This window comes from Micromonospora sp. NPDC005237 (genome assembly GCF_040607775.1).
Taxonomy (GTDB): domain Bacteria; phylum Actinomycetota; class Actinomycetes; order Mycobacteriales; family Micromonosporaceae; genus Micromonospora.
The window spans coordinates 47666-61689 of sequence record NZ_JBEXHJ010000005.1; the positions used below are offsets into that span (position 1 = coordinate 47666).

Annotated in this window: 13 protein-coding genes; 8 read left to right on the forward strand and 5 right to left on the reverse strand. The window is 73.4% G+C overall.

Annotated features, from left to right (window positions below; all coding sequences use genetic code 11):
• Positions 1–124: 124 nt before the first annotated feature.
• The 5 genes from ABZT87_RS15055 to ABZT87_RS15075 all read left to right on the forward strand — a co-directional run bounded on the left by ABZT87_RS15055 (position 125) and on the right by ABZT87_RS15075 (position 5479).
• The gene (locus ABZT87_RS15055) at positions 125–1234 is read left to right on the forward strand and encodes a lectin (RefSeq protein ID WP_355135999.1); all 1110 of its coding nucleotides are present in this window, start codon (positions 125–127) and stop codon (positions 1232–1234) included.
• 173 nt (positions 1235–1407) lie between these two features.
• Positions 1408–2529 (forward strand): hypothetical protein, encoded by a 1122-nt coding sequence (locus ABZT87_RS15060; protein WP_355136001.1) that lies wholly within the window; start codon positions 1408–1410, stop codon positions 2527–2529.
• A gap of 91 nt (positions 2530–2620) precedes the next feature.
• A complete protein-coding gene (locus ABZT87_RS15065; RefSeq protein WP_355136003.1) occupies positions 2621–3670 on the forward strand; it encodes a nitronate monooxygenase in 1050 nt (349 codons plus the stop codon).
• Positions 3671–3737: 67 nt separating this feature from the next.
• Positions 3738–4832 carry an SRPBCC domain-containing protein gene (locus ABZT87_RS15070; RefSeq protein ID WP_355136005.1) on the forward strand — a complete coding sequence of 365 codons (1095 nt, stop codon included), beginning with the start codon at positions 3738–3740 and terminating at the stop codon, positions 4830–4832.
• A 14-nt stretch (positions 4833–4846) separates the two neighbouring features.
• Positions 4847–5479: a hypothetical protein gene (locus ABZT87_RS15075; protein ID WP_355136007.1), complete on the forward strand. Its 633-nt coding sequence runs from the start codon at positions 4847–4849 to the stop codon at positions 5477–5479.
• A 40-nt stretch (positions 5480–5519) separates the two neighbouring features.
• On the opposite strand, the gene ABZT87_RS15080 is transcribed toward ABZT87_RS15075, so the two are convergent.
• Positions 5520–7556 carry a glycosyl hydrolase family 28-related protein gene (locus tag ABZT87_RS15080; RefSeq protein ID WP_355136009.1) on the reverse strand — a complete coding sequence of 679 codons (2037 nt, stop codon included), beginning with the start codon at positions 7554–7556 and terminating at the stop codon, positions 5520–5522.
• A 220-nt stretch (positions 7557–7776) separates the two neighbouring features.
• On the opposite strand from ABZT87_RS15080, the gene ABZT87_RS15085 reads away from it, so the two are divergent.
• From ABZT87_RS15085 to ABZT87_RS15095, 3 genes are all read left to right on the forward strand, one after another.
• The gene (locus ABZT87_RS15085; protein WP_354855061.1) at positions 7777–8880 is read left to right on the forward strand and encodes an NYN domain-containing protein; all 1104 of its coding nucleotides are present in this window, start codon (positions 7777–7779) and stop codon (positions 8878–8880) included.
• Positions 8881–9227: 347 nt separating this feature from the next.
• Entirely contained in the window at positions 9228–9449 is a 222-nt protein-coding gene (locus ABZT87_RS15090; RefSeq protein ID WP_030335934.1) for a hypothetical protein, read from the forward strand.
• Between the two features lie 471 nt (positions 9450–9920).
• Positions 9921–10079: a hypothetical protein gene (locus ABZT87_RS15095; RefSeq protein WP_354855062.1), complete on the forward strand. Its 159-nt coding sequence runs from the start codon at positions 9921–9923 to the stop codon at positions 10077–10079.
• 48 nt (positions 10080–10127) lie between these two features.
• On the opposite strand, the gene ABZT87_RS15100 is transcribed toward ABZT87_RS15095, so the two are convergent.
• From ABZT87_RS15100 to ABZT87_RS15115, 4 genes are all read right to left on the reverse strand, one after another.
• Positions 10128–10655, reverse strand: coding sequence for a DUF1062 domain-containing protein (locus ABZT87_RS15100; RefSeq protein ID WP_355136011.1), 528 nt, complete (start codon positions 10653–10655; stop codon positions 10128–10130).
• 221 nt (positions 10656–10876) lie between these two features.
• Positions 10877–11938 (reverse strand): Gfo/Idh/MocA family oxidoreductase, encoded by a 1062-nt coding sequence (locus ABZT87_RS15105; protein ID WP_355136013.1) that lies wholly within the window; start codon positions 11936–11938, stop codon positions 10877–10879.
• A 100-nt stretch (positions 11939–12038) separates the two neighbouring features.
• Positions 12039–12704, reverse strand: coding sequence for a response regulator transcription factor (locus ABZT87_RS15110; RefSeq protein WP_355136015.1), 666 nt, complete (start codon positions 12702–12704; stop codon positions 12039–12041).
• The gene (locus tag ABZT87_RS15115) at positions 12692–13984 is read right to left on the reverse strand and encodes a sensor domain-containing protein (RefSeq protein ID WP_355136016.1); all 1293 of its coding nucleotides are present in this window, start codon (positions 13982–13984) and stop codon (positions 12692–12694) included. Before ABZT87_RS15115 ends, ABZT87_RS15110 begins: the two co-directional genes overlap by 13 nt.
• Positions 13985–14024: the final 40 nt, after the last annotated feature.

The window sequence follows — 14024 nt, forward strand, 5'->3', positions numbered from 1 at the left end:
GGGCCGGGTCCGGCCCACCCGGCTGATAGCCGAGCATCGATGGATCCGTTCGGATGTGGTAGCCGTTTTCGGCGGGCGGCGTGCCACGACGGTCCCGAACGACCCGCGAGGAGAGGGATCAACCATGCGATGGAACGCACGACGGGCCGCCGCCGGGGCCTTCGGGCTCGCCCTGGGTGCCGTACTGGCGTTGGCCCAGGTCGCACCCGCCCAGGCCGAGTCGAACGGCGGGGTACGCGTGATGCCGCTCGGCGACTCGATCACCGACGGGTTCAACGTGCCCGGTGGGTACCGGATCAACCTGTGGCAGCGGCTGGCCGGCGGCGGTTACACCGTCGACTTCGTCGGCTCGCAGTTCAACGGGCCGGCCAGCCTCGGTGACCACGACCACGAGGGCCACTCGGGCTGGCGCATCGACCAGCTCGACGCCAACATCGTCGGCTGGCTGCGGGCCACCGCCCCGCAGACGGTCCTGCTGCACATCGGCACCAACGACGTGAACCAGAACTACGACCTGGCCAACGCGCCAGCCCGGCTCTCCGCGCTGATCGACAAGATCAGGGCGACGGCGCCGGAGGTCGAGCTCTTCGTCGCCACCATCATCCCGGAGTCCGACCCGAATCTTCAGGCCCGGGTGCAGACGTACAACGCGGCGATCCCCGGGATCGTGGCGCAGAAGGGCAGCCGGGTGCACCTGGTCGACATGCACGCGGCCCTGAGCACCGCCGATCTCGCCGACGGGGTCCACCCCAACGCCGGCGGGTACGACAAGATGGCCGCCCGGTGGTACGACGCACTGCGATCGGTGCCGGGCAGCCTCGTCCCGCCGAGCGGACCGCCGGTCGGCACCCCGGTCGGTCTGCTCAACCCGAACTCGGGGCGCTGCCTGGACGTCTCCGGCGTCAGCACCACCGCCGGCGCCCCGGTCATCATCTGGGACTGCCACGGCGCCGCCAACCAGCGCTGGACCCGCACCGCCGCCGGGGAGCTGCGGGTCTACGGTGACCGCTGCCTGGACGTGCAGGGCGGCGCGAGCGCCGACGGCACCAGGGTGCAGATCTGGACCTGCAACGGCGGTGCCGCCCAGCGGTTCACCTTCCGCTCCGACGGGGCGATCGTGCTGACCAGCGTCGGCAAGTGCGTCGATGTGGCATCGGCCGGCACCGCCAACGGGACCGCCGTCCAGCTCTGGACCTGCAACGGCAGCGGCGCGCAGCGCTGGTCCACGAGGTAGCGGGTCCGACGCCGGTCCACCTCGTGTCCCGGTGGACCGGCGTCCGCCCCCTGCGAGCCCCCCGGTTGGCGGCGCGGATGTCGTCGGGTCCGCGCGGATGGTCGCCGCCGCTGGTCACGATCGGCCAGGATGGGCGGGACGGCCGGACAACGGCCGCGGCGAGGAGGCGGGCGATGCGGGTACGCGGCTGGGTGACCCGGGGGCGGCACGTCCGCGCGGCGGCGACGCTGGCGGCTCTCCTCACCGGCGCGGTGCCGCTGGCCGCGGTGCAGTCGCCGGGCCCGGCGGCCGCCGGCGCGGCGTCGGCGGGGGCGCCCGTGTGCCAGGTCCGCGACGACCGGCTTACCGAGATTTCCGGGATGGTCGCCACCGACGACGGGTACGTGGTGATCAACGACGGCGCCGACGACGAGGCCCGCCTCCGGATCTTCTTCCTGGACCGGCGCTGCGCGGTGGCGCGGACGGTCAGCTACCCCTCCCGTCCCCGGGACACCGAGGACCTGGCCCTCGGCCGGGACGGCACCATCTGGGTCGCCGACACCGGTGACAACGACCGCAACCGCGAGACCATCGCGCTGTGGCGGCTCGCGCCGGGGGCGGACCGGCCGGTGCTGTACCGGATGAGGTACCCGGACAATCCGCACGACGCCGAGGCGCTGCTGCTCGACGCGGCCGGCCAGCCGCTGATTATCACGAAGGGCGGCAGCGGCACCGTCGTGGTGTACTCGCCGGCCACCGCGCTGAAGCCGGGGGTCACCACACCGCTGGCCTCGGTCGGCCGGGTGGTCCTCCCGTCCAGCACCACCAGCAACCCGTTCTCGTTCCTCGGGCGGGGCGTCGTCACCGGTGCGGCGAACGCGCCGGACGGCCGCCGGGTGGTGCTGCGGAGCTACGCCGACGCGTTCGAGTACGACGTGGTCGGCGGTGACGTGGTCGGCGCGCTGACCGGTGGCACCCCACGGGTCACGCCGCTGCCCGACGAGCCGCAGGGCGAGTCGATCACCTACAGCCGCGACGGCCGGTCCCTGCTCACCGTCTCCGAGTCCGCCGACCAACCGGCCGGCAGCCGCCCGACGATCCTGCGGTATCCGGCCGCGACCGCGACGGCCGCCGCGCCGCACCCGGCGGAGTCCACCACGGCGGCCCCGCCGTCGCCCCCGCCGGCCCGCCCGGCGGCACAGGCGGCCGGCATCGGGGGCGGTCGGACCTGGCCGCTGGCCGCCGGCGCCGGGACGCTGCTGGCACTCGTCGCCGTGGCCGGGGTGCTGTGGCGGCGGCACACCGACCGACGCTGACCGACGACGGCGGGCCGGGCGCGCGGCACGGTGTGCGGGCCGGCACCGCGTCGCGAACCGGGGGACCGGCGCGCTGCGGCAGGATGGGTGGATGTCCGTGCTGTCCGAGCTGCGCCACCCGATCGTCGCCGCGCCGATGGCCGGTGGCCCGTCCACCCCGGCCCTCGTGTCGGCCGTCTCCGCCGTCGGCGGGCTGGGCTTCCTGGCCGCCGGCATGATCGACACCGCGCGGCTGGTCGCCGACATCGCCGAGGTGCGCGCGCGTACCGACCGGCCGTTCGGGGTCAACGTCTTCCTGCCCGGCGACGACACGGTCGACGAGGCCGCCATCCGGGCGTACGCGCAGCGGCTCGCCCCGTACGCCGACCGCCTCGGAGTGCGGTTGGGTGAGCCGGTGGGCGGCGACGACGCGTACCCGGAGAAGCTGGCCGCGCTTCTCGCGGACCCGGTCCCGGTGGTGTCCTTCGCGTTCGGGCTGCCCGACCGCGCCGTGGTGGCCGCCCTGCGGGAGCGCGGCACCGAGGTGTGGGCCACCGTCACCCGCCCGGCCGCCGCCACGGCCGCCGCCGAGCTGGGCGTGGACGCCGTCGTGGTGCAGGGCACCGAGGCCGGTGGGCACCGGGGCGGGATCCCGGACGACGACGACTACGCGCTGTTGCCGCTGCTCCGGCTGGCCGCCGCCGAATGCGACCGGCCGTTGGTGGCCGCCGGTGGCATCGCCGACGGCCCCGCCCTGGCGGCGGCGCTGGCCGCCGGGGCGCAGGCCGCCCAGCTCGGCACCATGTTCCTGCGCTGCCCGGAGGCGGGCAGCTCACCCCTGCACCGCGCAGCGGTGGCCAGCGCCGCGCCGACGGCGTTGACCCGGGCCTACACCGGCAAGCGGGCCCGCGGCGTGGTCAACGACTTCCTGCGTACGCACGACGCGGTCGCGCCGGCCGGCTACCCGCAGGTGCTGCACCTGACCCGCCCGCTGCTCGCCGCCGCCCGGCGCGACGACGACGCCTCGGTGGTGAATCTGTGGGCCGGGCAGGCGCACCCCCTCGCCCGGGACGTACCGGCGGCCGAACTGGTCGTCGAGGTCAGCGCCGCCGCCCGGGCCGCGCTGACGGCGGCGGCACAGCGGGCGACCCGCTGGGGCTGACCAGGCGACCTGTCGTCGATCCGGGCGGGCGGAACGGCCCGGACGCCCAACCCGTTAGAGTCTCGCCGTGATCGAGATCGGCGCGCACGTCGACCTGTCCCACTCACCCGACCGGGTCTGGCTCGCACTGACCGATCGGGAGCTGTTGGGCCGCTGGTTCGCCGAGGCGGACACGGTGGAGGGGGTGCCGGACCGGCTGGTGCTGCACACGGCCGGCCTGCCCGGCTTCGACGCCGACGTCGAGGTCGAGGTGACCGAGCGGCGGGTGCCGGAGCTGCTGGTGTTGCGCTGCGACGAGGCAGGTCGGCTCACCGAGCTGACCTGCGCCGTCACCGCCACCAAGCAGGGCAGCCGGTTGACCGTGCGGGAGGTCCCGACGCACGGCTCCTGGTCGGAGGAGCACCACGAGCCACGCGAACAGCAGCTCCGGCAGGCGTTGACCGTGCGCCTGCCGGCCATCCTCGACTGGCTCGCGTTCCAGCAGGTCGATCTGCGGCGTGGCGTGGCGGGGATGACGACCGAGCTGCCGGTGATCGGCGCGTCCGGTCCCGCGCCGGCCCGGGGTCGGCGCCGTGCGGCGGTCGCCGGGCTGACCGGGGTCGTGCTGGTGGCGGGGCTGGTGGCGTGGCTGACGCTGCCGGGCGAGCCGGAGCACTCCGCCGCGCCGACGCCGACCTCGACGCCGACGACGACGCCGCCGAGCATGGCGGCGGCGGCGCCGACCGCGCAGCCGAAGGCGACACCGTCGGCGCGAGCGTCGCGCAGCGTCACGCCGACCACCGCCCGTCCGAGCCGCACCCCGTCGGCGACACCGTCGCGTACGCCGACGGCGGCGGTGCCGCCACCCCCACCGCCGCTGGTGGCGCGCTACGACACCGACTCGAGCCGGCTGTTCGGCTACACGGGGGAGGTGGTGGTCGACAACCCGGGCCCCGCGCCCGCGGAGCAGTGGGTCGTGGTGGTGACCCTCGCCGACGGCAGCAGCGTCGACGACGTCGAGGGAGCGGACTGGCGTCAGGAGGGGCAGGCCATCACCTTCAGCGGCTTGGCCGTGCCCGCCGGCGGGTCGCGGACGATCCGGTTCGACGTCCGCGACAGTCGGCCGAAGGCAAGGGAGCCGGAGGGCTGCACAGTGGGCGGCAACCCGTGCGCGGGGCTCTGACTAGGCTCCTCGGCATGGCACTGCTGCACCGGGCGACGCTGCGCCCCACCAAGCTCGAACTGCTGACGACCTGGCTGCCCGGCCGACCCTGGTGGCAGGGGCCGGCCGGCGTCGACGTGGTGAGTCGGGGGGCGTACCGCTTCGACGACCCGGCCGGCGAGGTCGGCATCGAGACCATGCTGGTCGCCGCCGCCGACGGGCCGGTCCACCAGGTCCCGCTCACCTACCGCGCCGCGCCCCTCGACGACGCCGACGAGTGGCTGGTCGGCACGACCGACCACTCGGCGCTCGGCCGCCGGTGGGTGTACGACGGCTGCGCCGACCCGGTCTACGCGGCGGCGCTGACCCACGCCATCCTGGCCGGCGCCGGTCAGGCGGAGCAGTACTTCGAGGTCGACGGCCGGCGCGAGGTGCGACCGCCGACGATGGCGATCGACGTCAGCGGCGACGGCGGGGCCGTGCCGGCGATCGGCGCCGTCCGGCAGGTCGTCGACGAGGACGACACGGCCATCGTCACCGACGCGGTGGAGCTGGTCGTGGTCCGCCGGCCGGCCGCCGGGGCGGTCGGGGCCCGGGGCGCCATCCTGAGCGGCGCCTGGGACGGGCAGCCGACGACCGTGCCGCTGGCGTACGCCCGGAGGCGGTGACGGCGGTGGGCGGCCCGATCGGTCGGGCCGCCCACCGCGTTCACCACTGGGCCGGAGGCGGTGGCGGTGCCACCGGCGGTCGGTCGTCGCAGGTGATGGTGTTGGGCAGCAGCCACGGGGCGAGCCAGCCGCCGTCGTTGCCGCCCAGGTCGGTCAGGGTGAACTCTGAGCCGGCCGGGGTGAAGTGGAACGACCCGCAGTTGTTCACGCCGACCGCTCCCACGTTGCGGGCGTCCACGTTGGCGAACGTGGCCGATCCGGCCGAGCGGGCGCTGAGCACTGAGGTGCCGGTGCCGTCGACCCGGATGTCGCGGAAGCGCACGTTCGTGATCGAGTAGAGGTCCTTCACCGGCCAGTCGCTGACCAGCATGATCGCGTTGTAGGTGCTGTCCAGGTACGCGTCGCCGGTCACCTCGACGTTCGCGTCGATGCTGCGGTCCAGCGCGAACATCCAGATGGCGCCGAGCCCGATGTTCCAGTTCAGCTCGTAGGTGCCGGCGCGGGCGGTGGTGTTGGCGGTGAACCGCAGGTACCCGGCGAACGGCTCCGCGCCGAAGCGGGCGCCGGCGTGCAGCCCGCTGCCCTCGCGGACCGGGTCGGCGACGAGGTTGTTGGAGACGGTGGTGTCGGTGCCGCCGTAGATGGCGATGCCGTTGGCGAGCGTCGGTGACTGCACGGTGTTGTGGTCGAACGTGTTGCGGGCGTTGGCCGTCTTCTCCGACCACATCGCCAGGCCGTCGTCACCCGTGTTGCGGACGAAGGTGTGCGCGACGAGGGAGTCGGTCACGCCGGTGTGGAAGTTGAGCGCGTCGGCGATCTGGTCGACGACGATGGTGTTGGTGACGCGGACGTTGCGCATCGGGCCGTCGAACCACAGGCCCGCCTTCGTGTGCCGCAGGTGCAGCCCGTCGACTGTGGAGTCGCTCATCGCGCCACCGATGGCGTTGACCTGGTCGGTGTCGATGCGCTCGCGTACGTCGCCCTCGATGGCGAAGCCGGACAGGTGGACGTTGCGGCTGCCACCGTCGGCGGCGTCGCGACCGTAGAAGCCGACGCCGGTGTGCACCGAGCCGTCCGGCGCGGGCGTCGACAGCGCGACCTCGCGCCCCTTGAAGACCGTGTACCAGTTGCCGGCGCCCTCGATGGTCACGTCGTCGACGATGATGTGCCGGTTGACCTGGTACGTCCCCGGCGGAACGTAGACCTTCAGGTGGGTGCGCCGGGCGAAGGCGATGGCCTTGTCCAGAGCGTCGGCGGAGTCCCGCCGGCCGGTGGGGTCGGCGCCGAACGCCAGCACGTTCGCGGCGAGCAGCCGTACGCGCGGCGGTGCGACCAGTTCGGAGTCGAGCAGGTCGATGACCGTCCACGCGGCGGCGCTGCCGGCCGGCGCGGTGAGCCGGACCGTGTCACCGGCCCGGTAGGTGCGCCCGAGCAGTAGCCGCTGCTCGTCGTAGAAGTGGGTGGGCCGAAACGGCGTGCTGATGCTCGGGTACGGCGTGGTGGCCGACGGCACGCACTGGCACTCGGTGATCCACCAGTCCGGGTGCAGCAGCCCGGCCTGCGGGTCGTTGGTGAACGGGTACTGGTTGTAGAGCCACGAGTACTGCGAGGTCAGCGTCATGGTGCGGACGTGCTTGCCGTTGACGGCCACCCGCAGCGGCGCGGTGATCCCGCCGCCGGAGGGCGCGTCCGGGATGCTGTACCGCACGGTGATCCCGTTGGTCGTGCTGGGCAGGACGAACTCGACGTACTCGCCGGGGGTGAGCCGGACGGCCCGGCGGCCGGACGCCTCGGCGGGCAGCGTGTAGGCGGACCGGTCGGGGCCGATGACCTCGCCGTTGGTCCGGGCGTTCTCGGCCTCCTGTTCGACGAAGTCGACGTCGGCGCCGCGCCCGGCGACCAGCGTCGGATCGAGCGCCGCCCGGGTGACCACCGGCTGTGCGCCGGGTGAACCGGGTGGGCCGGCGGCGGCCACGGTGGGCCCGGCGACCAGCACGGCGAGGCCGGTCGCGAGCGCGACGGCGGTGGCGACCGGGCGGCCCGGGCGTCCCCGTGCCGGCAGGATGCTGCGAAACATCGGTGACCCTCCTGGTGGGGTGGTGGTGGAGGTCCGCCCGGCGTTCCCCCGGACGCCCGACATTGATCGTCATGATGCAGCACTGAACATCGCACTGCAAGACGACAATCGAAGATTGAAAAGAGGCGACTATTGGGCCGCAAGAAATGGACGGTCGGTGAGTTGAGGTGTCGCGCGTCGCGTGCGCCCCGGCCAGCCCGCCGGGCGTAGGCTGAGGCGCGTGGATCAAGAAGACCGGATCGCCCTTTTCCTCGACTACGAGAACCTGGCGTTGGGGGCCCGCGACCACCGTGGCGGCGCGGACTTCGACTTCCGGCCGATCGCCGACGCGCTGGCCGAGCGAGGGCGGGTCGTGGTGCGCCGGGCGTACGCCGACTGGTCGTACTTCGACGAGGACCGCCGCATGCTCACCCGTAGCCACGTCGAGCTCATCGAGATCCCGCAGCGCATGGGCGCGTCCCGCAAGAACGCCGCCGACATCAAGATGGCCGTCGACGCGATCGAGCTGGCGTTCGAGCGCGACTACATCTCCACCTTCGTCATCTGCAGCGGCGACAGCGACTTCACCCCCCTGGTTCACAAGCTCCGCGAGCTGAACAAGCGGGTCATCGGTGTCGGGGTCGAGGGGTCCACGTCGGCGCTGCTGCCCCCGGCGTGCGACGAGTTCCTCTACTACGACCGGCTGGAGGGTGTGGACATCCCGCCCACCCGCAGCCGGCGCGGTCGCCCGGCCCGGCAGCCCGGCCCCGACCAGCGCCCGCCCGAGCCGGAGCAGCAGCGCGAGCAGGAACACGAGCAGGAGGCCGAGGGTCGGCCGGTGGGTGAGGAGCCCGGCCGGGACGTGGACGCCCTCGCCGTGCAGGTGGCCCAGACGGTGGCCGGGTTGCAGGGCAGCGCGAGCGGCGAGGTGACCGCCTCCCGGCTCAAGCGCACCCTGCTGCGTAAGGACCCGACGTTCAGCGAGTCCGACTACGGCTTTCGTACCTTCGGTGAGCTGCTGCGCCATCTCGCCGAGCACAACGTGATCGACCTGGGCGAGGGGCCCGCGAAGGGCGACCCCGAGGTCTCCCTGCCCGAGCACGGCGACCGGGAGGTCGCCTTCGGCCTGCTCCGGGGCGTGGTGGGCGACCTCGGCAGCGCCGGCAACCCGGTGGCGCTCTCCGGCCTGAAGAACCAGCTGCGCCGGGCCCGCCCCGACTTCAGCGAGAAGAAGCTCGGCTACCGCAGCTTCCTGCAGTTCTGCAAGGCCGCCGCCACCAGCGGCGCCGTCGACCTACGGTGGAGCCCGGAGGCGGACGACTACCTGCTCACCGCTCAGGGGTGAGCGACCGCCTCCGGTAGGCCCTGCCGGCCGCCCCGTCATGACTCGGAGTCCCGTTCGACCCGGCCGTGCGGGTGGCGTTCCCGCCACCGTTCACTCCGGGTGACATCCAGGTCACCGCAGCGGGTGGATCGCCCCTCTGGGTAGGACACGTTGGCAGACACCCTCGCCGGCGTGTTCAGCGGTATGTGACGCCGGCCTGATTGATCGCTCAGGACGGGGAGAAATCGCCGATGCGGTCCCTCCCCGTCGCCCGCACAGGTGGAACTGTGTCTGAGTTGCGGCTATTACGGCGGTATATGCTCACCTGCGCCGTACCCCCAGCACGAAAATTGCTATACGGTCGGCGAATGAAGGTGGAGGAACACTGGTGGAACGGTGACACGACCCCGCGCGGGCGCCGGGACGTGTATATCCGTACTGACGGGCAAGGTTGGGAGGTCCGCGCCCAGATCGGTGGGGCGTCGGGTCGTGAGCGGGTGCAGCAGTGCCCCAGCCGGGCCTCGGCGGCCATCCTCGCCGACGCCTGGCGCGGCACTCACCCATCCTGGCGCGAGCTGAAGCAGCGCTGATCCGGCACCGGGCCGGGCCGGCAACGCTCCTGGGCTCCCGCCCGGTGCGCTCCCCGGCCCGCCCGGTGCTCGACTCACCCCCGACCGTCAGCGCGTTCCCCGGCAGCTGTCGACGATGGCGGTCCGGCTCGTGGCTCACTGCTTCTGGAACATGACCGAGGCGACGTCTGCCACGAATGCCGAGGCCCAGTCGAGCTGGGGGCAGTTGTCGCGGCCCCTGCACTCCAGGCACCCACCTGCTCGCGCCGCGCGTCATCCGGAGTCCTCGATCACTTGCTGGTGAGCAGTTCGGGGAGGCTTCCTGGAACTGGTGAGCATCACGTGATCAAGGCGCCACCGCGCAGCGGGACGCTCGGATACCGCACCATCGCCGGACTGGAGTGCCCGGTGGCCGGGTCCGGCGAGTGCTTTCCGTGTTCCCCGGGGCAGGCCGGGTACACGGGGGCGGTCCGCGTCCGATGGAGGTCGCCCATGTCGCAGGGTCCCGACGAGGAGAACCCCAGGCTCGACGAGGAGGTCCGGGAGGCCGAGCGCCGGCTCGCCGACCTCGTCGACTCGACGGAGGACGCGCTGACTGACGACGACGCCCGCGTGCCGGACGACGCCCTCTCTGAGCAGGAGCCGGAGTAGGGCCTGTCCGGCAGACAAAACCGGACAGGCCCGTGGTCCGGGACGGGCTCAGCGCTTGAATGTGAAGGTGAAGTCGCCGGAGAGCTTGCCGCTCAGGCGAACCGTCGAAACAATCTTCCCCTCCTCGCTCAGCCTGTCGACTTCGGCCCGGGAAAGACCGAAGCCCTCGGCGATCAGTCGCGCGGGCCGGACCGGGATGCGCGCCGCGAAGCGGACCGAGACGTCGACCATCTCGCGGTCCAGGTGCGCCGATCCGTTGGTGTCGAGACGCCAGGCGCCGTCCCAGTCCAGGACGAATCGATTGCGGCCCTGCACGGCCGGATCCTGAAGCAGTTCGGCGATCAGGCGACGGTCGTTGTCGTGCAGCCGGTCGAGCAGCTCAGGTCGGATGGTGCGGACTGTCGTCCGCTCCAGGACCGTGAGCTTCACCGTGTCCCCGCATCCGGTGCAGAGCGCGAGGAGCCAGATGTCGATCAGCTTCTGGTTGGCGTTGACGCGGAATTTGCCGCTCGGCCGGAGGTGCGCGGACGCGCACGCGTGGCAGCGGCGGCGAACGATGGGCAGGCAGGTGGGCACGACGGCCCATTGAGAGAGCACAGAAGTACACCGTTTCCAGTGAGAAGTCCGCAGCAAGAAGGAGCGCGGCGCACAGGCGCGACGCGCGAATCAGCGCTCGGGAGGTCTCACAGGGTGTACAACGGGACGTCCTCGCCTCGACGACAGGTTGAGGCAGGACGCTAGCGGCGCAAGCGCCGCCACTCCACTGGTTTTCGCGTACCTCTGAGGGCTCGGCCGTCTCAGCCGGCCGGGACCGGCAGCACCACGCCCTCAGCCGCCGACCGGTGCGCCAGCTCGATCAGCTCGACCGTGGCGACCGAGTCGCGCGGGTCCACCGGCATCGGCGTGCCGTCGCGCAACGCCGCCGCCACCTGGGCGTAGAAGCTCTGGTACGCCCCGGGCCTGGTCGGCGTCGGACGCAGGTCACCGTCGACGCCGAGCAGGCCGTACCGCTCCGGCGGGACCTCGCCCCAGCCGGGCTGGTCCGGTCGGCCGCCGTCGTGCAGCGCGGCTTCCTGCACGTCCAGCCCGTAGGTGGTGTAGCCGGCCCGGTCGCCCAGCACCCGCAGCCGCGGCCCGAGCTGAGCGGTGATCGCCCCCATCCACAGGTGCGAGTGCACGCCGTTGGCGTGGGTCAGCGCCACGAACGCGTCGTCGTCGACCTCGGCGCCCGCGCGGCGGCGGTCGACCTCGGCGTAGACCCGCTCGACCGTGCCGAAGAGCTGCACGGCCTGGTCGATGAGGTGCGCGCCCAGGTCGAACAGCGCGCCACCGGCCTCCTCCGGGCCGGCGAGCTCCCGCCAGCCCGGCTTGATCGCCGGACGGAACCGCTCGAACCGGGACTCGAAGCGCAGCACCCGCCCCAGCTCGCCCCGCTCCTCGAGCCCGCGGACGGTCAGGAAGTCCCCGTCCCAGCGGCGGTTCTGGAACACCGTCAGCGGCACTCGGAGACGGTCGGCCTCCTCGACCAGCGCCCGGGCGTCGGCGGCGGTGGGGGCCAGGGGCTTGTCGACGACGACCGGCAGGCCGGCCGCGAGGGCCGCCCGCGCCATCGGCACGTGCTGCCGGTTCGGCGTCGCGACCACGACCAGGTCCAGAGCTTCCGGCGTACGCCACAGCTCGTCGGCGTCGTCGACCAGGCGGGCGTCCGGGAAATGCTGGTGCGCCTGCTCGCGCCGTTGCGGATCGCGCGTCACGATGGCGTCCAGCCGCAGCCCGGGTGTCGCGGCGATCAGCGGTGCGTGGAACACCCGGCCCGCCAACCCGTACCCCAGCAGACCGACCCGCAGCGCCTCCGCCATGCCGTACTCCCATCTCCTGGCCCGCGCCCTGGACCGGCGGCGGTGCCGGTGCTCGAATCTACGCCGCGCCCGGTCGGGCCCGATCGGGGCCCGGCGCTGGTCAGCCCACCGGGTCGGCGCGCAGATAGGTGAGTACGGCGAGCACCCGGCGGTTGGTGTCGTCGCTGGGCGGCAGGTCGAGCTTCAGCAGGATGTTGCCGACGTGCTTGCCGACGGCGGCCTCGGTGACGTGCAGCCGGGCGGCGATCGAGGCGTTGGAGCGGCCCTCGGCCAGCAGCGCCAGCACCTCCCGTTCCCGGCCGGAGAGCGCGGCGAGCGGGTCGCGGGGGCGGTGCAGCAGTTGCCGGACCACGTCCGGGTCGATGGCGGTGCCGCCGCCGGCGACCCGGCGCAGCGTGTCGACGAACTCGGTGACCTCGGCGACCCGGTCCTTGAGCAGGTAGCCCACCCGTTGGCCGTCGCCGCTGTCCAGCAGCGCCGCCGCGTACCCGGTCTGCACGTACTGGCTGAGCACCACGACCGGGAGGTGGGGTCGCTCGCCGCGCAGCGCGACGGCCGCGCGCAGCCCGTCGTCGCGGCGGCCCGGCGGCATCCGGATGTCGGTCAACACCAGGTCCGGTTGGTGTTCACGGACCGCCGTCAGCAGCTCGGGCGCGGAGCCGACAGCCGCGCAGACCGCGAAGTCGAAGCGGGTCAGCAGCGCGACCAGGCCCTCGCGCAGCAGCACCTCGTCCTCGGCGAGCACCACCCGGGTCACCGACGACATGGCAGCTCCACCCGGACCACTGTAGGGCCGCCGGACGGGCTGGACAGCAGCAGCCGGCCGCCCACGGCGGCCACCCGGTCGGCGAGCCCGGTCAGGCCGGTGCCCCGGGCCGGGTCGGCGCCGCCGTGGCCGTCGTCGGTCACCTCGACGACGAGGTCCGCGCCGGCCCGGGTGAGGCGTACGTCGGCGCGGGTCGCGCGGGCGTGCCGGGCCACGTTGCCCAGCGCCTCGGAGACCACGAAGTAGGCGGTGGTCTCCACGATCTCCGGCAGCTCACCGGGCAGGTCGGCGTGCACGGTGACCGGGATGGTGGCGGCATCGGCCAGCTCGCGTACCGCGCCGGCCAGGCCGAGGTCGGTGAGGCTCTGCGGGCGGATGCCGTGCACCAACTGCCGCAGCATCACCATCAGACCTCGGGCCTGGTCGTGCGCCACGGCGAGAGGCCGGGCGGCGGGGGATTCCTCGGGTACGTCCAGCCGGGCCAGGCCCAGCTGCAGGGTGAGGCTGGTCAGCCGGGGCTGCGCGCCGTCGTGCAGGTCCCGCTCGATCCGGCGCCGTTCCGCCTCGTACGCGCCGACCAGCCGGGTGCGGGAGCGGGTGACCTCGCGCAGCGCCGCCGCGTCCACCGGGTGGGCCAGCAGCCAGCGGGCCACCGCCGCCTGAACGGCGGCGAGCAGACCGACGGCGTAGCAGAGCACCGGGATCAGCAGCACCCCCACGATCGCGTACGGGACGGCCTCGCCGGTGCTGTCGATCGGCTGCCAGATCACCACCGGCTGGTTGGCGTCGCCGGCCAGCCAGGGGCTGGAGATCATCCCGAGGTCGAGCAGCACCAGCACCAGGAACACCCAGTACGCGACCGGCACGAACCCGCCCAGCCAGAACAGGTATGCCACCTCCCGCCAGGTCGCGGGGCTGCGGTAGCGGGCGGCCAGGCCCGGCCACGGCGACGAGGGCAGCGGACGGTTGTCGACGAGCCGGACCCGCCACCGCTCGACGGCGGCGACCGCGAAGCTCAGGATCGGGGCCAACGCCACCAGGATGACGCTGCCGGTAATCAGGAACAGCATCAGCGCGATGCTCGGCGGTCGGCCCTGCCGCCGGAGCGCGTTGACGGCGGGCAGCATGGGTCCGCCGATGACGAGCAGGCCGACGCCGAGCACCCCGGCGATCGGCACGGTGGTCACCAGGTAGGCCAGCGCGCGCCAGGGCCAGGCGGAGAGCAGCCAGCGGCGATGGCGCAGCGCCCCGGCCAGGTGCGAAGGGTGTTCCGGAGTCATGCAGCAGACGCTAATCGGGAGCGACCGGGTGCCCCAGCCG

Excerpts from the sequence above, each read along its gene's own strand:
- ABZT87_RS15095 (WP_354855062.1), top strand. The coding sequence starts at position 9,921 with ATGTCGCAGGGTCCCGACGAGGAGAACCCCAGGCTCGACGAGGAGGTC.
- ABZT87_RS15110 (WP_355136015.1), bottom strand. The coding sequence starts at position 12,704 with ATGTCGTCGGTGACCCGGGTGGTGCTCGCCGAGGACGAGGTGCTGCTG.
- ABZT87_RS15115 (WP_355136016.1), bottom strand. The coding sequence starts at position 13,984 with ATGACTCCGGAACACCCTTCGCACCTGGCCGGGGCGCTGCGCCATCGC.
- ABZT87_RS15105 (WP_355136013.1), bottom strand. The coding sequence starts at position 11,938 with ATGGCGGAGGCGCTGCGGGTCGGTCTGCTGGGGTACGGGTTGGCGGGC.
- ABZT87_RS15060 (WP_355136001.1), top strand. The coding sequence starts at position 1,408 with ATGCGGGTACGCGGCTGGGTGACCCGGGGGCGGCACGTCCGCGCGGCG.
- ABZT87_RS15065 (WP_355136003.1), top strand. The coding sequence starts at position 2,621 with ATGTCCGTGCTGTCCGAGCTGCGCCACCCGATCGTCGCCGCGCCGATG.
- ABZT87_RS15090 (WP_030335934.1), top strand. The coding sequence starts at position 9,228 with ATGAAGGTGGAGGAACACTGGTGGAACGGTGACACGACCCCGCGCGGG.
- ABZT87_RS15075 (WP_355136007.1), top strand. The coding sequence starts at position 4,847 with ATGGCACTGCTGCACCGGGCGACGCTGCGCCCCACCAAGCTCGAACTG.
- ABZT87_RS15080 (WP_355136009.1), bottom strand. The coding sequence starts at position 7,556 with ATGTTTCGCAGCATCCTGCCGGCACGGGGACGCCCGGGCCGCCCGGTC.
- ABZT87_RS15055 (WP_355135999.1), top strand. The coding sequence starts at position 125 with ATGCGATGGAACGCACGACGGGCCGCCGCCGGGGCCTTCGGGCTCGCC.